Origin of the sequence: Kribbella sp. ALI-6-A (assembly GCF_001984195.1) — a bacterium.
GTDB lineage: Bacteria > Actinomycetota > Actinomycetes > Propionibacteriales > Kribbellaceae > Kribbella.
Genome location: NZ_MTQN01000012.1, coordinates 65,828 through 83,839 on the forward strand (window position 1 = coordinate 65,828; position 18,012 = coordinate 83,839).

At 70.9% G+C, this 18,012-nt stretch carries 16 protein-coding genes; 8 read left to right on the forward strand and 8 right to left on the reverse strand.

Annotated features, from left to right (window positions below; genetic code table 11):
* Nucleotides 1-2: 2 nt before the first annotated feature.
* On the reverse strand, nucleotides 3-1,613 hold the full coding sequence (locus tag BWI15_RS26955; protein ID WP_168197383.1) for an alpha-L-fucosidase: 1,611 nt from the start codon (nucleotides 1,611-1,613) through the stop codon (nucleotides 3-5).
* A gap of 137 nt (nucleotides 1,614-1,750) precedes the next feature.
* Between BWI15_RS26955 and BWI15_RS26960 the strand changes: the two genes are divergently transcribed.
* The 4 genes from BWI15_RS26960 (at nucleotide 1,751) to BWI15_RS26975 (ending at nucleotide 3,552) form a co-directional block, all read left to right on the forward strand.
* The gene (locus BWI15_RS26960; protein ID WP_077017364.1) at nucleotides 1,751-2,230 is read left to right on the forward strand and encodes a CinA family protein; all 480 of its coding nucleotides are present in this window, start codon (nucleotides 1,751-1,753) and stop codon (nucleotides 2,228-2,230) included.
* Between the two features lie 166 nt (nucleotides 2,231-2,396).
* Nucleotides 2,397-2,501, forward strand: a complete 105-nt coding sequence (locus BWI15_RS26965; RefSeq protein WP_237771629.1) for a VOC family protein — start codon at nucleotides 2,397-2,399, stop codon at nucleotides 2,499-2,501.
* Nucleotides 2,502-2,522: 21 nt separating this feature from the next.
* Nucleotides 2,523-3,185 (forward strand): DUF6766 family protein, encoded by a 663-nt coding sequence (locus BWI15_RS26970; protein ID WP_077017365.1) that lies wholly within the window; start codon nucleotides 2,523-2,525, stop codon nucleotides 3,183-3,185.
* Nucleotide 3,186: 1 nt separating this feature from the next.
* Nucleotides 3,187-3,552 (forward strand): hypothetical protein, encoded by a 366-nt coding sequence (locus BWI15_RS26975; RefSeq protein ID WP_083751057.1) that lies wholly within the window; start codon nucleotides 3,187-3,189, stop codon nucleotides 3,550-3,552.
* A 37-nt stretch (nucleotides 3,553-3,589) separates the two neighbouring features.
* Here the strand turns inward: BWI15_RS26975 and BWI15_RS26980 are convergent, their stop codons facing one another.
* Nucleotides 3,590-4,528, reverse strand: a complete 939-nt coding sequence (locus tag BWI15_RS26980) for a helix-turn-helix domain-containing protein (RefSeq protein WP_077017367.1) — start codon at nucleotides 4,526-4,528, stop codon at nucleotides 3,590-3,592.
* Nucleotides 4,529-4,599: 71 nt separating this feature from the next.
* Between BWI15_RS26980 and BWI15_RS26985 the strand changes: the two genes are divergently transcribed.
* The 3 genes from BWI15_RS26985 (at nucleotide 4,600) to BWI15_RS26995 (ending at nucleotide 11,803) form a co-directional block, all read left to right on the forward strand.
* A complete protein-coding gene (locus BWI15_RS26985; protein ID WP_077017368.1) occupies nucleotides 4,600-5,616 on the forward strand; it encodes a saccharopine dehydrogenase family protein in 1,017 nt (338 codons plus the stop codon).
* Nucleotides 5,617-5,675: 59 nt separating this feature from the next.
* The gene (locus BWI15_RS26990) at nucleotides 5,676-11,162 is read left to right on the forward strand and encodes an ATP-binding protein (protein ID WP_077017369.1); all 5,487 of its coding nucleotides are present in this window, start codon (nucleotides 5,676-5,678) and stop codon (nucleotides 11,160-11,162) included.
* A gap of 71 nt (nucleotides 11,163-11,233) precedes the next feature.
* A complete protein-coding gene (locus tag BWI15_RS26995; protein ID WP_077017370.1) occupies nucleotides 11,234-11,803 on the forward strand; it encodes a dihydrofolate reductase family protein in 570 nt (189 codons plus the stop codon).
* On the opposite strand, the gene BWI15_RS27000 is transcribed toward BWI15_RS26995, so the two are convergent.
* Complete coding sequence (locus BWI15_RS27000) at nucleotides 11,788-12,639, reverse strand: EamA family transporter (RefSeq protein WP_237771482.1); 852 nt, start codon at nucleotides 12,637-12,639, stop codon at nucleotides 11,788-11,790. The genes BWI15_RS26995 and BWI15_RS27000 overlap by 16 nt on opposite strands.
* Before the next feature lie 122 nt (nucleotides 12,640-12,761).
* Here BWI15_RS27000 and BWI15_RS27005 point away from each other — a divergent pair, with 122 nt between their 5' ends.
* On the forward strand, nucleotides 12,762-13,613 hold the full coding sequence (locus BWI15_RS27005) for a LysR family transcriptional regulator (RefSeq protein ID WP_077017372.1): 852 nt from the start codon (nucleotides 12,762-12,764) through the stop codon (nucleotides 13,611-13,613).
* On the opposite strand, the gene BWI15_RS27010 is transcribed toward BWI15_RS27005, so the two are convergent.
* The 5 genes from BWI15_RS27010 to BWI15_RS27030 all read right to left on the reverse strand — a co-directional run bounded on the left by BWI15_RS27010 (nucleotide 13,614) and on the right by BWI15_RS27030 (nucleotide 17,991).
* A complete protein-coding gene (locus tag BWI15_RS27010; protein WP_077017373.1) occupies nucleotides 13,614-14,138 on the reverse strand; it encodes a type 1 glutamine amidotransferase domain-containing protein in 525 nt (174 codons plus the stop codon).
* A 60-nt stretch (nucleotides 14,139-14,198) separates the two neighbouring features.
* Complete coding sequence (locus tag BWI15_RS27015) at nucleotides 14,199-14,726, reverse strand: gamma carbonic anhydrase family protein (RefSeq protein ID WP_077017374.1); 528 nt, start codon at nucleotides 14,724-14,726, stop codon at nucleotides 14,199-14,201.
* A gap of 10 nt (nucleotides 14,727-14,736) precedes the next feature.
* Nucleotides 14,737-15,903 carry an MFS transporter gene (locus BWI15_RS27020; RefSeq protein WP_077017375.1) on the reverse strand — a complete coding sequence of 389 codons (1,167 nt, stop codon included), beginning with the start codon at nucleotides 15,901-15,903 and terminating at the stop codon, nucleotides 14,737-14,739.
* Nucleotides 15,904-16,028: 125 nt separating this feature from the next.
* The gene (locus tag BWI15_RS27025; RefSeq protein ID WP_077017376.1) at nucleotides 16,029-17,378 is read right to left on the reverse strand and encodes a GH1 family beta-glucosidase; all 1,350 of its coding nucleotides are present in this window, start codon (nucleotides 17,376-17,378) and stop codon (nucleotides 16,029-16,031) included.
* Entirely contained in the window at nucleotides 17,368-17,991 is a 624-nt protein-coding gene (locus BWI15_RS27030) for a YbjQ family protein (protein ID WP_077017377.1), read from the reverse strand. Before BWI15_RS27030 ends, BWI15_RS27025 begins: the two co-directional genes overlap by 11 nt.
* Nucleotides 17,992-18,012: the final 21 nt, after the last annotated feature.

Genomic DNA, 18,012 nt, shown 5'->3' on the forward strand with positions numbered 1-18,012 from the left:
ACCTAGTGGCCGGCGCCGCCGGAGAACTTGAAGACGGGAGCGTAGCTGCCGTCGGCCGAGGCCTTGAGCACCGTGGCGCCCTTGTCGATGGTCACCGGGATCGCGGCGCCGGCGAGGGTGGTCGCCCGGCCGTGCAGGGTGAGGTCCTTGATGACGATGTCGCCCTTGGGCCTGCCCAGGACGACGACGTACAGGTCATTGCCCCTGGTGGTGAAAACGACCTTGTCGCCGGTGGCGGTGACCGCCGACGAGCGGGTCCAGGGGCGAGTCCCGTGCATCGCCTCACGGTTCGTCCGGAGCCAGGCGCCGATGCCTGCCAGGCGCGCGGCCTGCTCGGGCACGATCGCGCCTTCGCCCCCGGACGGGCCGACGTTGAGCATCAACGCGCCGTTGTTGGCAGCGGCGCCGGCCAGCTCGGCGATCAGCTCGGACGTCGGGGCGTAGTCGGCGTCGGTCTCCTCGCGGTTGTAGCCGAACGAGCCGCCGATGCCCCGATCCTGCTGCCAGAACTTGGGCTGGACGGTGTCGAAGCCGGTGTACTCCGGCGTGCGGAAGTCGCTGTGCGGCACGTCCTTCGGCGTACTGATGCTGCCGGCGCCCTCTTCGGTGCTCAGGGCAACTTTCATCATCTGGTCGAACCCCCAGCGCACCGGCTTGACGCCGAGCACCTGGCGCCCGAACGACGCCGTGCTCCAGCGGTCGTCGACGACGCCGTCCGGCACGGTGTTGTAGTAGTCGGCCAGCAGCGCGTACAGGCGCTTCGAGCCGGTCGGCCAGGCGATGTCGTTCCACAGGATGTCCGGCTTGTACCGCTTGATCAGCTCGCGCACCTGGTCGACGGCGTACCGGCGGTAGTCCTCGCCGTACGGCAGGAAGGCGTAGTCGCCGAGCGTCTTCACCACCTGTGGCTGGAACGTCCAGTCGACGCCGCCGGAGTAGTACACCCCGAACTTCAGCCCCCGCTTGCGCACGGCCGCGGCCAACTCACCCATCAGGTCGCGCCGGGCGTGGAAGTCGGGCGCGTGCGGGTTGCGGACCTCGGTCGGCCACAGCGAGTACCCGTCGGCGTACTTCGCCGTCACCACCACGTACGACGCACCCGCCGCCTGGAACTGCTCGGCCCAGCGGTCCGGGTCCCACCGGGCCAGACCGGCGTCGAACTGCCGGGTGAAGTCGCTGTACGGCGCGTCGCCGTAGTGCTCCCGGTGGAACCGCGCGGTCGGCGAGTCCGGGTCCTTCAGGGCGTTCGCGTAGTCCTCGGCGTACGGGTTGCGGGTCATGGCGCGGTCGTAGTCGGTCTGCAGCAGCCGGTTGAACGTCGTGCCCTTCGGCGCGAAACCGGGCACCGAGTACAGCCCCCAGTGGATCATCACGCCGAACTTCGCGTCCGCGAACCACTGCGGCAGCGGGTGCTTGCGCAGCGAGTCGAGGTCCGCGGTGTAGGGCCCGTTGGTGGTCAGTTGCGCCAAGCGGTTGTCCCGCCACGACCAGATCATCGAGCCACTGACGAACACCAGCACCAGGACCAGTGCCAGCAGCAACGACCGGACGAAGAACCGGCGGATCCGATGGCGTTTGACCACGGGCTTGGGCGGCGTTGCGGCACTGGTCATACCAGCAGCCTGCCTGGCGGGGACGTCCGGCGAGTCCCCCTCCGGCATCGCACTTCAGCGACCAAAGGTTGACCCCGGCCACGCGGGGCAACACGCCGTGTCGTCGCGTCCGGCGGCCGTCGTGCAGAATCGGGCGCATGCCTGGTGAGCTGAGCAAGGACGCGATCGAAGTGGCCGAGGCCGTTGCCGAGCGGGCCCAACAGGCCGGCGTACTGGTCGCGTCCGCGGAGTCCTTGACCAGCGGGAACATCGCGTCGCACCTCGGCGCCGCCTCGGGCGCGAGCGAGTGGTTCGCCGGTGGCGTCGTCGCGTACTCGTCGCACGTGAAGTTCGACGTGCTGGGCGTCGAGCCCGGGCCGGTCGTGACGGCCAAGGCCGCGCGGGAGATGGCCGACGGGGTCGCCCGGCTGACCGGCGCGGACTGGGCGGTCGCGACGACCGGCGCGGGTGGACCCGACCCGCAGGACGGACAGCCGCCGGGCACGGTGTTCATCGCCGTCCGGACGCCGAGCGGCGTACAGGCGACCGAGCACCACTTCGACGGCGAGCCGGGCGAGGTCGTACAGACCACGACGCTGACCGCACTCCGCCTGCTGCTCGAGGGGTTTGGCCGCTAGCACCCCGGGCACCGGTCCGGCGATCAACGGTGCACGGGCGAGAGGTGGCGGCGATGGGTGACAGGCCGGCGGCGGTCGGCGACCTGAGACTGGCGACGATCGTGGTGAACGCGCTGGACATGGACCGGGCGGCCACCGCGATCAGCACATCGAGCGGCTGCTGAAACTGGGCGCCACCCGCGTCGACGACTGGGACTATCCCGACCACCACGACTTCATCGTGCTGCGCGACACGGAAGGCAACGAGTTCTGCGTGATCCATGTCGAGTGAGAGCGGGGTGATGATGGCCGTATGCGATGGATGAGACTCCGCGGCCTGCTGCTGGTCAACCTGGCCCTGTTCGTGCTGTTCCTGATCGGTGTCCTGCTCACCGGGCACGCGCACGAGAACGACGAGCTGACCGAGCACGGGCAACCCACCCAGACCCTGATCCAGTACGCCGGTTCGTCGTCGTTCGGGGAGACCGTCTTCGAGAACTGGGAGTCGGAGTTCCTGCAGATGGGCATGTACGTGCTGCTCACCGTCTTCCTGGTCCAGAAGGGCTCGGCCGAGTCCCGGCCGATCGACGAACCGGCGCCGCAGGACGAGGACCCGCGCGAGCATCGCAACGACCGGGACGCCCCGTGGCCGGTCCGGCACGGCTCGGAGCTGATCCTGAAGCTCTACGAGAACTCCCTGGCGATTGCCTTCGGCATCTGTTTCCTGCTGTCGATCTGGCTGCACGCGGTCACCGGCGCCGGCGCCTACAGCGAGGACCAGCAGCTGCACGGCAGCGAAGCGGTGAGCGCCTGGCAGTACCTCGGCACCTCGCAGTTCTGGTACGAGTCGTTCCAGAACTGGCAGAGCGAGTTCCTCGCCGTCGCCGCGATCGTCGGCGGTTCGATCTACCTGCGCCAGCGCTCGTCGTCGCAGTCCAAGCCGGTCCATGCACCCCACTCACAGACTGGAGAGTGACGTGTACGACGGAGTGCTGATCCTGGAGAGCCTGCGCACCGGGACGACTCTCGACGGCATCCCGCTGGTGGTGCGGAAACTGAACCGGATCGGCGTGACCGGCACGAGCGCGGCGCAACCGCCGATCTGGACGATCATGGAGTTCCAGGTCGAGGACGAGCACGAGCAGGCACTGGCCGAGGCGCTGCGCGACGCGCTGGACAAACCGGGCTGGTACGCCGACTGGCACACCGAGGACGAGGTCGTCGTGGTGTTCCCGGGCCGGATCTTCCGCTACCCGCGCGGCGACCAGGCCGCCCGGGCCGAGGCGCAGGCTCACGGCCGAACCCTCGCGATCCCCGAGCCACAGCTGGACTGGACCGACTAGGCACCCATCCCCCAATCCGGGACCGGGCCGGACTTCCCTAGGCGCGGAACGACCGGCGGTAGGTGTCGGGCGGGACGCCGGTGATGCGCTTGAACTGGCGGCGCAGCGTGGTCGGCGTACCGAGGCCGGTCGCGGTGGCGATCGAGTCGACGCTGTCGTCGGAGGACTCGAGCAGCTCCTGAGCGCGGCGTACGCGTTGGGTAAGCAGCCACTGGAGTGGGGTCTGGCCGGTGACGGCGAGAAACTGGCGACCGAGATGGCGGGGGCTCAGATTCGCCTGACGGGCGAGATCGGTGACGGACAGCGGCTGGTCCAGCCGCTCGCGCGCCCAGGCCAGCAGTCCGGCCAGGCGGTGGTCGCCGGCCGGCTGCAGCGGTGTCGCGACGAACTGGGCCTGGCCGCCGGGCCGGTGCGGTGGCATGACGAGTCGCCGGGCGACCGTGTTGGCGACCGTGGCGCCGTGGTCGAGATGAATCAGGTGCAGGCAGAGATCGACCGCGGCGGCCTTGCCGGCGGCGGTGAGCACGGTGCCGTTGTCGGTGTAGAGCACGTCCGGGTCGACCACGGCCAAGGGGTGCCGGGCGGCGAGCTCGGCGGTGTGGGCCCAGTGGGTGGTGGCGAGGCGACCGTCGAGCAGACCGGCGGCGCCGAGGGCGAAGGCCCCCGTGCAGAGCGAGGCGATCCGGGCGCCCGCGTCGTGAGCGGCCCGGACGGCGTCGACCAGCTCCGGAGGCGGCGGCTCGTCGACGTCCGCGCAGGCGGGCACGATCACGGTGTCGGCGTCCGACAGTCGATCCAGCCCGGCGTCCGGCTCGACCTGGAACGGCCCGACCCGCACGGCGCCCGGTCCACACAGCAGTACGTCGTACCAGTCGTGCTCGGGCGTGCCGAGCGGTGGCGTGCGGAAGATCTCGTACGCCACGGCCAGCTCGAAGTGCAGCAGATTTCCCGCGGTCGCCAGCGCGACGGTGTGCATGTCCGAAAGTGTACGCATGATGGCGTTCCGGACTCTCACGCTCGGTGATCCGGGCCCGCGAGAGTAGGGCCATGAAGATCGTGGTTTACGGAGCAACCGGGCACACCGGACAGTTCGTCGTCGCCGAGTTACGCCGGCGCGGCTTCACCCCCGTCGTCGCGGGCCGCGACGCCCACCGACTGACCGAGCAGTACGCCGGCCTGCCGATCCGCCCGGCCGGCGTCGACGATCCGGCAGCCCTCGATCGTGCCCTCGAAGGCGCCGCCGCGGTGATCAACTGCGCCGGCCCGTTCGCCCTCACCGCGGGCCCGGTCGTCGAGGCCGCTCTGCGCGCCGGCGTCCCGTACATCGACGTCGCCGCCGAGATCGAGGCGAACGTCACCACCCTCACCGAGTACGCCGACCGCGCCCGCGAAGCCGGTGCGATCGTCCTGCCCGCGATGGCCTTCTACGGCGGCCTGGGCGACCTCCTGGTGACCACCGCGATGGGCGATTGGACCAGCGCCGACGAGGCCCACATCGCTTACGGGCTGAGCAGTTGGCACCCCACGCCCGGTACGCGTACGGCCGGTCAGGTCTCCCACGACCGGCGCGGAGGCCGCCGGGTCCGGTTCACGGAGGGTGAGCTGCAGTACCACGACGATCCGCCCACGCAACAGGAGTGGACGTTCCCGGAACCACTCGGCCGCCGTACGGTGATCAAGGGTTTCACGATGGCCGACGTGGTCACCGTGCCGAGCCACCTCGACATCGCGGAAGTCGGTACGTCGATGGCCGTCGAAGCCGCCCGGGACCTGGCCGACCCCGGCACTCCCGCACCCGGCGAGGACTCCGATCAGACCTTCGTCGTCGACGTCGTCGTCCGGGCGAACGGCGCCGAACGCCGGGTGTCGGCGAGCGGCCGGGACATCTACGCGATCACCGCTCCGCTGGCCGTGGAGGCGGTTGCGCGAATCCTGACCGGGCGGACACGGACAGTAGGCGCGGTCACCGCCGGTGCACTGTTCGACGCGGCGGACTTCCTCCAGGCGCTCGGGCCCGATCTCACCGTCACAACCAGTGCGGAGCCGACCCCGACTCGACGGTAGGGGCAACTGCCTGGGAATGTTTGCGGTGACAGCTTTGCCGACGACAGGAGTGCCGCCCGGTGTTCAACCGCATCGCCATCGTCAACCGGGGAGAGGCCGCGATGCGGCTGATCAACGCGGTCCGTGAGCTCAACGCCGAAACGGGGAGCCAGGTCGAGACGGTCGCGTTGTACACCGAGGCCGAGCGGACCGCGACCTTCGTCCGGGAGGCCGACTTGGCCTACCCGCTCGGTCCGGCCGCCGACCGCCCCTACCTGGACCTCGCCAAGCTCGAACGGGCCCTGACCGAGACCGGCGCCGACGCGGCGTGGGTCGGCTGGGGCTTCGTCGCCGAGGATCCGGCGTTCGCGGAGCTGTGCGAGCGGATCGGCGTGACGTTCGTCGGGCCGAGCGCCGAGGCGATGCGCAAGCTCGGCGACAAGATCGGCTCGAAGCTGATCGCCGAACAGGTCGGCGTGCCGGTGGCGCCGTGGAGCCGCGGCGCGGTCGCGACGCTGGACGAAGCGCTTGCCTCGGCCAACGAGATCGGCTACCCGGTGATGCTCAAGGCAACGGCCGGTGGTGGTGGCCGCGGGATCCGGCTGGTCCGCGACGACGAGGACCTGCGCGACGCCTACCAGCGCACCAGTGAGGAGGCGGCGCGCGCGTTCGGCAGCGGCGTGGTCTTCCTGGAGCGACTCGTCACCGGCGCGCGGCACGTCGAGGTCCAGGTGATCGCGGACGGCCAGGGCACCGCGTGGGCGCTCGGTGTCCGGGACTGCTCGGTGCAGCGGCGCAACCAGAAGGTGATCGAGGAGTCGGCCTCGCCGGTCCTGGCCCCTGACCAGGTGGCCGAGCTGAAGGCGGCCGCCGAGCGGCTGGCGCTGGCCGTCGGCTACCGCGGCGCCGGCACCGTCGAGTTCCTGTACCACCCGGGCGACAAGCTGTTCGCGTTCCTCGAGGTGAACACCCGCCTCCAGGTCGAGCACCCGATCACCGAGCTGACCACCGACTTCGACCTGGTCCGGGCCCAGCTGCACGTCGCGGCCGGCCACCGGCTGGAGGGCCCGCAGCCGGTCGAACAGGGCCACGCCGTCGAGGCCCGGCTCAACGCCGAAGATCCTGACCGTGACTTCGCGCCGTCGCCCGGCCGGATCGCCCGGCTGCGGCTGCCGTCCGGCCCCGGCGTCCGGGTCGACACCGGCGTCAGCGAGGGCGACACCATCCCGGCGGACTTCGACTCGATGATCGCGAAGATCATCGGCTACGGCCGGACCCGCGAGGAGGCGCTCGGCCGGCTGCGCCGCGCGGTCGCCGACACCACCGTCGTACTCGAGGGCGGCACGACCAACAAGAGCTTCGTGCTCGACCTGCTCGACCAGCCCGAGGTGATCGACGGATCGGCCGACACCGGCTGGATCGACCGGGTCCGCGGCGAGGGCCGGCTGGTACTGCACCGGCACTCCGGGATCGCGCTGGTCGCGGCCGCGATCGAGGCGTACGAGGAAGCCGAGCGGGTCGAGCGGCAGCGGCTGCTGGACTCCGCGCGCGGCGGCCGCCCCCAGGTGCAGCACGAGGTCGGCCGGGCGATCGCGCTCAAGCTGCGCGGCGCGGCGTACAAGGTCTCGGTCGCGAAGATCGGCTCGGACCGGTACCGGGTCGGCGTCGGCACCGGGGACGACCTGAGCTACCTCGATGTCGAGCTCGACCGGCTCGACACGTACGACGCACGGCTGGTCGTGGCGGGCCGCCGGTACCGGCTCGTCACCGCGACCCATGGGCCGGTCCACCTGGTCGAGGTGGACGGCGTCACGCACCGGGTCAGCCGCGACGAGGGCGGCGTGATGCGCGCGCCCGCTCCCGCACTCGTGGTCGCGACGCCGGTCGCGGCCGGGGCCGAGGTCGAGGCGGGCGCTCCGGTGCTCGTGCTGGAGAGCATGAAGATGGAGACGGTGCTCTACGCGCCGTTCAAGGCGATCGTGCGGGAGCTGCCGGTGTCGACCGGCAGCCAGGTCGAGACGGGTGCGCCGCTGGTGCGGCTGGAGCCGGTCGGCGACGCGGACGTGAAGGTCGAGTTGTCCGACAGCGTCGACCTGGAGCTGCCCCAGCCGGCGACACCGCCGACGGCGGCCGAGCGCGCGGCACGTGGTCTCGACAACCTGCGCAGCATGCTGCTCGGCTTCGACATCGACCCGCGCGACGAGGGCCGCACGCTGTCGGAGTATCTGACGGCTCGCGCGGAGCTCGACCAGCCCCCGGTTGCCGACGAGCTCGACGTGCTGCGGCTGTTCGCGGACTTCGCCGAGCTGAGCCGCAACCGGCCGGCCGGTGAGGACCTCAACACCGAGCTGCGGGTGCACAGCCCGAAGGAGCACTTCCACACCTACCTGCAGACGCTGGACGCCGAGCGCGCCGGACTGCCGGAGCAGTTCCGCGACCGCCTGGCCCGCGTACTCGGCCACTACGGTGTCACCGACCTGGACCGCAGCGACGAGCTGACCGACGCGGTGTTCCGGATCTTCCTGGCCCAGCAGCGCACGTCGCCCGACGTCCTGCTGATGACGTCGCTGCTGCAGCGATGGCTGGCCGAACCGATGCCCGAGGCCCCTTTGGACGCTGAGGCGTACGCCGTGCTCGACCACCTGGTGCTGGCCACCCAGCTGCGCTTCCCGGTGATCGGCGACCTGGCCCGCAGTGTGCGGTTCCGCTGGTTCGACCAGCCGCAGGTCGACGCCGCGCGCGCCGCGGTGCTGACCGAGGTCGGCGCCGAGCTCGAAGCGCTCACCCGTGACCCGGACGCGCCGGACCGCACCGAGCGGGTGAAGGCGCTGGCCGCCATTCCCGAGCAGATCGTCGGCTTCCTCGCCGAGCGGATCGAGGCCGGGGTCCACCCGATCGAGCCGATGCTGGAAGTGCTGATCCGCCGGCACTACCTCGAGTACGAGCTGCACGACCTGCGCAACACCACGATCAACGGGCGCGCGTTCGCGAGCGCCGACTACACCCTGGACAACCGTCCGACCCACTTGGTCACCACGATCGGCACGGTCGACGAACTGGCCGACACCGGCAGCGACCTGGTCCGCGATCTGGCCGCCGAGGTCGCCGCTGCTCCGGACGGGCACCAGGCCGTCGCGGATCTCTACCTGTCCTGGCCCGGTACGCCGGACTCGCCGCAGGACGCCTCGGACCAGCTGCGCGACATCATCGCCGCACTGCCGTTCGTCTCCGACGTGCGGCGGGTCGCGCTGGCCGTCGTACCGGGTGGTGGGCGGGAGGTCTGGTACTTCACGTTCCGCCCGTCGGCCGACGGTGTGGTCGAGGACGACAACGTGCGCGGCGTGCACCCGATGGTCGGGCGCCGGCTCAACCTGTGGCGCCTGCACGACTTCAAGATCACCCGGCTGGACGCGCCCGAGGACGTGCTGCTCTACCACTGCGTCGCCAAGGAGAACCCGGCCGACGAGCGGCTGGTCGCACTGGCGCAGGTTCGCCAGTTCGCCGTGGTGCGCGACGAGGACGGCAAGGTCACCTCGCTGCCGCACGTCGAGCGGGCGATCGCGAACTGCCTGGAGGGCATCCGCCGGGCCCGGACCGCGCGCGGCGCGGCCGGGGCACGGCTGGAGATGAACCACGTCTGGGTGACGATCTGGCCGGTCGTCGACGGGCAGGTGCCCGAGCTGACCGCGCTGCAGCGCAACATCGCGCCGATGACCGCCGGCGCGGGCATCGAGGAGGTCGTCGTCAGCGGCCGGGTGACCGGCTCGAACGGTACGCCGCTGCCGGTCGTCGGCCGGTTCTCCTACCAGCCCGGCTCCGGCGTCGTCACCAAGGTCGTCCGGCCGCCGACGGAGCGGCTCAAGCCGCTCGACGACTACGCCCAGAAGGTGCTCAAGGCCCGGCGTCGCAACACCGTCTACCCGTACGAGGTGGCCGGCATGGTGGTCGGTGCCGGCGGCACCTATGTCGAGCACGACCTGGACGACACCGGCACGCTGGTCCCGGTCGACCGGCCGCGCGGGATGAACAAGGCCGGCCTGATCGCCGGCGTGATCACCACCCCGACCAAGCGGCACCCCGAGGGCATCACCCGGGTCGTGCTCAGCGGCGACCCGACGATGGCGCTCGGCGCGGTCGCGGAGGCCGAGTGCGCGCGGATCATCGGCGCGCTCGACCTGGCCGAGAAGCTGCAGGCGCCGGTCGAGTGGTTCGCGGTGTCGGCCGGCGCGCGGATCTCGATGGATTCCGGCACCGAGAACATGGACTGGGTGGCGAAGGCGCTCAAGCGCATCGTCGAGTTCACCCAGGCCGGTGGCGAGATCAACATCGTTGTCGCGGGCATCAACGTCGGGGCGCAGCCGTACTGGAACGCCGAGGCGACGATGCTGATGCACACCAAGGGCATCCTGGTGATGACGCCGGACAGCGCGATGGTGCTGACCGGCAAGCAGACGCTGGACTTCGCCGGCGGGGTCTCGGCCGAGGACAACTTCGGCATCGGCGGCTACGACCGGGTGATGGGCCCGAACGGCGAGGCGCAGTACTGGGCGCCGGACCTGGCCGGGGCGCGCGACATCCTGATGGCGCACTACGACCACACCTACGTCGTACCGGGTGAGCCGGGGCCGCGCCGGGCGCCGACGAGCGACCCGCACGACCGGGACATCACGTCGTACCCGCACGACCCGGCCGACGGCGGGTTCAGCACGGTCGGCGAGATCTTCTCCGCCGAGACCAACCCGGACCGCAAGAAGGCCTTCGACATCCGCACGCTGATGCGCGCGATCGCCGACCAGGACCACCCGATGCTCGAGCGCTGGGCCGGGATGGCCGATGCGGAGACCGCGGTGGTCGCCGACACCCGCCTGGGTGGACTGCCGGTCTGCCTGGTCGGGATCGAGTCCAAGCCGGTGCCGCGGCGCGGGTTCCCGCCCACCGACGGCCCGGACACCTACACCGCGGGCACGCTGTTCCCGCGCTCGTCGAAGAAGGTCGCCCGCGCGATCAACGGGGCCAGCGGCAACCGTCCGCTGGTCGTGCTGGCGAACCTGTCCGGCTTCGACGGCTCACCGGATTCGATGCGCAACCTGCAGCTGGAGTACGGCGCGGAGATCGGCCGGGCGATCGTGAACTTCCGCGGCCCGATCGTGTTCTGCGTGGTCTCGCGCTACCACGGCGGCGCGTTCGTGGTGTTCTCCAAGGCGCTGAACCCGTCGATGCGGGTGCTCGCGGTGGAGGGCTCGTTCGCGTCGGTGCTCGGAGGCGCACCGGCCGCCGCGGTGGTGTTCTCCGGCGAGGTGAACGCCCGGACGTCGGCCGACGACCGGGTGAAGGCGCTGTCGGCCCGGCTGGCCGAGGCCGACGACGCCGAACGGGCCGCGCTCACCAACGAGCTGTCCGCGGTCCGCACGGCGGTACGCGCCGAGAAGCTCGGCGAGGTCGCCGCGGAGTTCGACCGCATCCACGACATCCGCCGCGCCGTCGAGGTCGGCTCGGTGGACCTCGTGGTCAGCCCGGAGGAGCTTCGCCCGCAACTGATCGCCGCCCTGGAGCGCCCGGCCGGCTGAGGAGTTCGGGCAGCGGGCCGGTCGGTACGTCGTACCGGCTGGTCCGCTGTTCGCGTGTGTGAGCATGGGGGATGGCGAGAATCAGCGTGGTGAACTTCCAGTCGCTGGACGGGGTCATTCAGTCGGTGCTGTCGGCCGACGAGGACACCGAGGGCGGGTTCGCGTACGGCGGCTGGGTGTCGGCGGGGATGGACGAGGTGGTCGCCGAGTTCATGCAGTCCGCGACGGTGGGCGCCGGCGGACTGCTGCTGGGCCGGAAGACCTACCAGACCTTCGCCGCGACCTGGGCGCCGGCCGATCAGAGCGAACCCGCGGTCGCGGCGATGAACCGGATTCCCAAGTACGTCGCCTCACGCTCGCTCACCACGGCCGACTGGAACAACACCGTTGTCCTGGGCCCCGATCTGGTGGCCTCGATCAACCAGATCTCCGAGGACCTCGTGGTCTTCGGCAGCGCGGATCTGCTGCGCACGCTGTTCACGCACGGGCTGGTCGATGAGATGCACCTGTTGACGTTTCCGCTGGTCCTCGGCGCCGGCAAGAAGCTCTTCGGCGACCTGCCCGAACCGATCCGGCTCGAGCACGTGTCGACGCGCAGTACGCCGTCCGGCGTCACGATCTCCAGCTACACGGTGGGTTGACGTCGCGTCGGCGTGAGGGCGCTGGTGGCGTTGGCGCTGATGACCGCGGTGATGGCGGCCCATTCGAGCAGACCGAGGCGTTGGTCGAGCAGGAGCCAGCCGGCGAGGGCGGCGAGCAGGGGGTTGACGCTCATGAAGAGGCCGAAGAACGTGGTGGGGACCAGGCGGAGGGTCAGCAGGTCCAGAAGGTAGGGGACGGCTGAGGCGAGCAGGCCGGCTGCTGCGGCGTACGCGAGGTACTTGGGGGCGGGGGTGTGCTGGACGAGGATCCAGCAGGCCACGGGGAGGTACGCGACGGCCGAGACCGCGGCGGCCGCGGCGGCGCCCTGCGCCGACGGCAGGCGGGCGGCGAGGGTGCGGTTGAGCAGGATGTACGCCGCCCAGCAGCAGGCGGCGATCAGGCCGAAGCCGATGCCGAGGTAGTCGGTGCTGGGTTGCGGGCGCATCAGGACGAAGACGGCGGCGCCGGCGACCAGCGCGCAGGCGAGGTCGACCCGGCGGCGGGACGTGGCGAGGGCGACGGCCAGCGGGCCGAGGAATTCGAGCGTGACCGCGAGGCCGAGGCCGATGCGGTCGACGGCGGTGTAGAGGGTGAGGTTCATCGTCGCGTAGATCGCGGCGAGGGCGAGCACGGGGATCCACTGGCGGCGGGTAAAGCTGCGCAGGGGCGGGCGGACGACGGCCAGCATGACGGCGGCGGCGACGGCTTGGCGGATGGCGACGACTCCGGCGGGGCCGAGGGCGGGGAAGCCGAGGGCGGCGGTCGCGGCGCCGACCTGGTTGGAGACACCGCTGGTGAGCATCAGGAGGATGCCGCGGAACTGGCCGGCGGGCATGCGGCCGGACCCTGCCGCCTCTGGTGAGGTCGGTGTGGCCGAGGAAGTGCGCATAGACGCAGGATGCGCTGGGTGGATGATTGCGCAAAATGCATTCTGTGGAGGATCTATACGCTGGACGTATGGAACTGGAGCTGCGGCATCTTCGGTTGCTGGTGGCGATCGTCGACGCCGGCAGTTTCACCGACGCGGCGATCGCGCTGGGCGTATCTCAGGCTTCGGTTTCTCGTGGGCTGGCGGGACTCGAGCGGGCGCTCGGGGTCCGGGTGTTGTACCGCACCAGCCGGAGCATCACGTTGACGGCGACCGGGGCTCAGCTGGTGACGCGAGCCCGCCAGCTGCTGGACGAGGTGGACGACCTCGTGCGGGAGGCGACGTCGGGGCACGCGCGGTTGCGGCTCGGGCATCCCTGGTCGGCGTTGGGGCGGCACACGACCGGGTTCCAGCGGCGGTGGGCCACCTTGTACCCGGACGTCGAACTGCTGCTGGTGCGGACCAACACCCCCACCGGCGGCCTGGCCGAAGGGGCCTGCGATCTCGCCGTCGTACGGACCGCGGTGGACGAGAAGGCGTACGCGAGCACGGTGGTCGGGGTGGAGCGCCGGCACCTGGTGCTCGCCGCCGATGACCCGTGGGCGCGGCGGCGGTCGGTGCGGCTCGACGAGGTACGCAGCCGAACGGTGCTCGTCGACCGGCGTACCGGAACGACCAGCGTCGAACTCTGGCCGACCGGTACGCCGCCGCGCATCGAGTACACCGCCGACGTCGACGACTGGCTCGCGCTGATCGCGGCCGGTGACTACGTCGGCATCACGCCGGAGAGCACCGGCACGCAGTACGCGCGGGCAGGGGTGGTGTTCCTGCCGCTGAAGGACGCGCCGCCGATTCCCGTCCGGGTGATCTGGCCGCGGCAGGACCCGCACCCGTCCACCCAGGCGGCCGTTGCCTTGATCAGCGAGGCTTATCAGAAGTGACTAGTTCAGGGCGTCGAGCAAGGTCTTGCAGAACGCCGGCAGGTCGTCGGGCTTGCGGCTGGTGATCAGGTTGCCGTCGGTGACGACCTCCTCGTCGACCCACTCGGCGCCCGCGTTGCGCAGATCGGTCTGCACGCTCGGCCAGGAGGTGAGCCGGCGACCGCGGACGACGTCCGCCTCGATCAGCGTCCACGGCGCGTGACAGATCGCCGCCACCGGTTTGCCCGAGCCCACGAACTGCTTGACGAACGCGACGGCGGTCTCGTCGGTCCGCAGCGCGTCCGGGTTCGCGACACCGCCTGGCAGCACCAGCGCGTCGAAGTCGTCCACCGAGACGTCGCCGACCGCCTGGTCCACCGGCTGGGTCTCGGCCGCGGTCAGATGGTTGAAGGTCTGCACGTCACCGGTTTCCGGACTGAGCAGGACCGGCTGATGCCCGGCCTCCTGCACGGCCTTCCACGGCTCACTCAGCTCGACCCGCTCGATCCCCTCGGCGGCGACCAGGAACGCGATCTTCTTGCTCATGGTGTGCTCCTCTCAGGTACGGCGGTTCAGCGCACCCGGTACCCCACGAGCCGCCGTGTACTACTCCTCGACCAGCTCGACCGACGCGGCGTGCCGGCGGGCGAGGTCGTGGTAGACGGCCGCGTTGTGGTCGACGAAGAGCTTCGCCGTGCCTTCCAGCGGAACGATCTTCTTCGCCGGACTGCCGAGCGCGACCGACTCCCCCGGGATCTGGCTGCCCGGCGTGACGGTGGCCCCGGCGGCGACCAGCGTGCGCGCGCCGACGACCGCGCCGTCGAGCACGATCGCGCCGTTGCCGATCAGCGCGGACTCGCCGATCGTGCAGTCGTGCACCAGGCACTGGTGGCCGACGGTGACGTTGCGCCCGATCTCGCAGACGTTGCCGCCGCCGACGTGCAGCACCGAGTTGTCCTGGATGTTGGCGCCCTCGCGGATCACGATCCGGCCGAGATCGGCGCGGATCACCACGCCGTACCAGATCGACACGTCCTTCTCGACGACCACGTCCCCGACCAGCGTCGCGGTCGGCGCGATCCAGGCGTCGGGGTGCACCTCGGGAGACTTGCCTTCGAAGGAGAAGAGCGGCATGACGGTCAGACTAGGCGACAGATTTGATCTGACGAACCAGGATGGCGCCCAGCAGCGTGATCGCGGCGGCGAGTGCGTACAGCACCGGATAGCCGCCGGCGAACTTGACCACCGGGGCGGCGACGGCAGGAGCGAGGACCTGGGGCAGCGAGTTCGCGATGTTGATCACGCCGAGGTCCTTGGCCCGGTCGCGGGCGCTGGGCAGGACCTCGGTGAGCAGGGCGAAGTCGACCGACAGGTACACCCCGAAGCCGGTGCCCAGCACGATCGCGCCGGCGATCGCGCCCGGCCAGGTCGGCCACAGCGCCAGGATCGCCGCGGCGACGGCCATCACCACGCCGGAGCCGGTGACGAAGACCTTGCGCCGGCCGACCCGGTCCGACCACGCGCCGGAGCTCACGGCGGTGAGGATCACGCAGAGGCTGTAGATCGCGGTCAGCACGAGGACGCCGACGTCCGGATCGGCGTACCCGACGGCGTCCTGCAGGTAGAAGAACAGGTAGAGCGTGCCGAGCCCGTTGCCGAGGTTCAGCAGGAAGCGGGTCAGCCAGGCCCAGCCGAAGTCGGGGTGCCGGCGCGGGCTGATCCAGAAGCCCTTCCAGAACTCGGGCCACACCAGCGGCGTCCGCTCGACCATCGGCCGGTCACCGCTGCGCAGCAGGTACGGCACGACCGAGATCAGCAGGAACGCCGCGCACGCGAGATAACCACCGCCGATCCCTCCGACGACGGTGGCGAGCCCGACCCCGACGAGCGCGCCGAGCGTCTGCGCGAGCGCGACCCAGCCGCCGACCACGCCGCGCTGCCGGGTCGGCACCAGGTCCGGTACGGCGGCCGTGATCGCCGCCAGCAGCGCGTTGCCGAACAGTTGCACGAGGCACCAACCGACGAGCATCCACAGCACGGCCTCCGAACCGCTGAGGACCAGCAAGCCGACCGCTACCCCGATGCCGCCGGCCAGCACCCACGGCGTACGGCGGCCGAATCGCGAGGTGGTCCGGTCCGAGATCGCCCCGAAGCCCGGGTTGGCGACCACCGACACCGCCGCGCCGACGCCGGTGACGAGTCCGAGCACGAACTCCTTGTTGCCCGGAGCAACAGCTTCGGATTGCTGGGCGAGCAGGACCTGGATCGGCCCGAGCCACGCCGCGAAGACGCCGACGTTGGCAAGCACCACCGCGGCGGTCCACCCGCCCCGAACCCGAACAACCGGCTCCGCCAGGGCTGGGCCGGGGCGAGGGGCGGAGACCGGCTCGCCCCCGATCCCCGTACCCGGCTGCGCCGGGTCGGGGTTTGCGGTGGTCATCCTCGGCTCTGGGCGATCACGTCGCGGTACCAGGCGAACGACGCTTTCGGAGTGCGCCGCTGGGTCTCGAAGTCGACGTCGACCAGCCCGAAGCGTTGCGAATACCCGGCGGCCCACTCGAAGTTGTCGAGCAGGGTCCACTGGAAGTAGCCGCGGACGTCGATGCCGTCGTCGATCGCGGCTTTCAGCGCCCGCAGGTAGCCGTCGAGATAGTCGATGCGGCGCTGGTCGTCGACACCGGCGACCGAGCAGCCGTTCTCGGTGATGTAGAGCGGCGGGAGACGGTCGCTATAGCGGGTCCGGAAGGTTTGCAGGATCTCGGTGAAGGCTTCAGGGACCACCGGCCAGCCGAAGTCGGTCTCCGGGTAGCCGGTCAGCTTGCGCGGTTCGAAGGGCAGGCCGGGTGGCAGCGGGATCCCGTCGGTGGCGGTGACGTCGGCGTTGCCCGACGGAGCGCCGACCAGCGTGGGCGCGTAGTGGTTGATGCCGAAGAAGTCGAGCGGCGCCGAGATGATCGCGAGGTCCTCGGCGACCGGGCCGGGCATCGTCTCGGCGAAGCCGGCCGGATAGCTGCCGAGCAGGACGGGGTCGGCGAAGAGCCAGTTGACCAACGTGTCGTACAGCGCGGCCGCTTCCTGGTCGTCGACGCTGTCACTGGCCGGCCAGACGGGCCCGTGATTGCTCGCGAGACCGATCGATCGCGCGCCGCCTGCGCGCAGCGCCTGGACGGCGCGACCGTGCGCGAGCAGTTGGTGATGCGCGACCGGCAACGCCTCGAACCCGAGCTGCCGACCGGGTGCGTGCGCGCCCACGGCGTACCCCATCATCGTCAGTACGACGGGCTCGTTGATCGTCATCCAGAGCGGCACCCGGTCGGCGAACCGCTCGGCCAGGACAGCGGCGTAGTCGGCGAAGCGATCCGCGATGTCACGCTGCAACCAGCCACCGGCATCCTCCAACGGCTGCGGCGTGTCCCAGTGGAACAGCGTCGGCGCGGGTTGGATGCCGGCGGCCAGCAGCTCGTCGACCAGCCGGTCGTAGAACCCGATGCCCTCGGCATTCACCGCCCCACGCCCGGACGGCTGGATCCGCGGCCAGGAGAACGAGAACCGGTAGGTGTCCACGCCCAGCCCACGCAGCAGCGCGACATCCTCGGCGTACCGGTGGTAGTGGTCGCAGGCAACGGCTCCGGTGTCGCCGCCCAGCACCCGGCCCGGCTCCGCGCAGAACGTGTCCCACACCGACGGGCCGCGACCATCCTCGGTCGCGGCCCCCTCGATCTGGTACGCCGAGGTGGAAACTCCCCAGCGGAAGTCCGGGCCGAAGTCCGGCAGGTCAGCTGTCATTCGTTTCGTCCTCGTCGTCGGGTTGCGCGGTGTCCTGCGGCCGCGGCGGCTCGACCTTGCGCACGATCACCGCGGTGCCGTACGCGGCCACCTCGCTCATCGTCTGGGCGATCTCGTTGCAGTCGAAGCGCATCGCGAGGATCGCGTTCGCGCCCATCTGCTGGGCCATCTGGCACATCCGCATCACCGCGACGTGCCGCGACTCGGCCAGCATCTGGGTGTACTCCGGCACCTCACCGCCACCCAGCGAGCGGAAGCTGGCGGTGAAGTTCGAGCCGAAGTCGCGGCTGCGCACGGTCAGCCCGAAGACCTCGCCGAACACCTTCTCCGCGGTGTAGCCGGGCAGGTCGTTCATCGTCGACACCAGCACCGGGTATGGCGAACCGGCCGGCGCGACGTGCGGCACGTTCTGCCGCGCCTGCGGCGGGGCGGGCTGGTAGCCGCCGGGCGCCTGGCCGTAGCCGGGCGGCGGCGGACCAGGCTGGTACCCGGGAGGCGGCCCCTGCTGGTAACCGGGCGGCGGGGGCTGGTACCCCGGCGGCGGTCCCTGCTGGTACCCCTGCTGCGGCGGGTACGGGGGCTGGTTCGGGTTCGGGGGGAAGTTCTGGGTCATGCCCTCATCCTCCCAGGCACC

Coding starts and splice junctions, on each gene's coding strand:
- BWI15_RS26960 (WP_077017364.1), top strand. CDS start 1,751: ATGCCTGGTGAGCTGAGCAAGGACGCGATCGAAGTGGCCGAGGCCGTT.
- BWI15_RS27015 (WP_077017374.1), bottom strand. CDS start 14,726: ATGCCGCTCTTCTCCTTCGAAGGCAAGTCTCCCGAGGTGCACCCCGAC.
- BWI15_RS27025 (WP_077017376.1), bottom strand. CDS start 17,378: ATGACAGCTGACCTGCCGGACTTCGGCCCGGACTTCCGCTGGGGAGTT.
- BWI15_RS26970 (WP_077017365.1), top strand. CDS start 2,523: ATGCGATGGATGAGACTCCGCGGCCTGCTGCTGGTCAACCTGGCCCTG.
- BWI15_RS26955 (WP_168197383.1), bottom strand. CDS start 1,613: ATGACCAGTGCCGCAACGCCGCCCAAGCCCGTGGTCAAACGCCATCGG.
- BWI15_RS27005 (WP_077017372.1), top strand. CDS start 12,762: ATGGAACTGGAGCTGCGGCATCTTCGGTTGCTGGTGGCGATCGTCGAC.
- BWI15_RS27030 (WP_077017377.1), bottom strand. CDS start 17,991: ATGACCCAGAACTTCCCCCCGAACCCGAACCAGCCCCCGTACCCGCCG.
- BWI15_RS27010 (WP_077017373.1), bottom strand. CDS start 14,138: ATGAGCAAGAAGATCGCGTTCCTGGTCGCCGCCGAGGGGATCGAGCGG.
- BWI15_RS26995 (WP_077017370.1), top strand. CDS start 11,234: ATGGCGAGAATCAGCGTGGTGAACTTCCAGTCGCTGGACGGGGTCATT.
- BWI15_RS26980 (WP_077017367.1), bottom strand. CDS start 4,528: ATGCACACCGTCGCGCTGGCGACCGCGGGAAATCTGCTGCACTTCGAG.
- BWI15_RS26985 (WP_077017368.1), top strand. CDS start 4,600: ATGAAGATCGTGGTTTACGGAGCAACCGGGCACACCGGACAGTTCGTC.
- BWI15_RS27000 (WP_237771482.1), bottom strand. CDS start 12,639: ATGCCCGCCGGCCAGTTCCGCGGCATCCTCCTGATGCTCACCAGCGGT.